This is a genomic window from Colwellia ponticola (genome assembly GCF_005885605.1).
Classification (GTDB): Bacteria; Pseudomonadota; Gammaproteobacteria; order Enterobacterales; family Alteromonadaceae; genus Colwellia; species Colwellia ponticola.
Genome location: NZ_SZVP01000172.1, coordinates 1 through 429, shown reverse-complemented (window position 1 = coordinate 429; position 429 = coordinate 1). Strand labels below are relative to the sequence as shown.

Sequence of the window (429 nt, the reverse complement as noted above, 5' to 3'; positions counted from 1 at the left end):
TGGCCGTCCCATTGCTGGAAGCGTACGGCGCCGCCGCCTTCGTGGTCGGCGCAGGAGAGTTTCAGCGGTTGCACCAGGCCCTTGGCGCCCAGCGCCTGCAGGCGCGCGTCGTCGAGGTTCAGGTGTTCGAAGCCCCAGCGTACCTGCTCGCCGGTCAGTGGTTTTTGCCCGTATTTTTCCTGGGCCTGGCGCAGCGCTTCGACGTTGAGAATGCCGTTGACCACGCCCAGGTTGTAATACACGGTGCCGAAACGCTTGGGGTCGGCCAGGTTGCCCTTGCCGGCGTCTACCACGCTTTGCTGGATACCTTGCAGCACCGGGAAGTCGGTGCCCGACGGGTGGGTGGTGATCGAGATAAAGCCTTTGGCGGCGGCACCGGCCGGTACCACGTCTTCTTCGGAGTTGCTCCAGATATTGCCGATGATGTGA

General features: G+C 63.4%; 1 protein-coding gene. It reads right to left on the bottom strand.

Translation table 11 applies throughout. The features are described 5' to 3' along the window. Window positions 1–429: type 1 periplasmic-binding domain-containing protein (locus FCS21_RS16405; RefSeq protein ID WP_171035750.1), on the bottom strand; the 429-nt coding region annotated here is incomplete at both ends.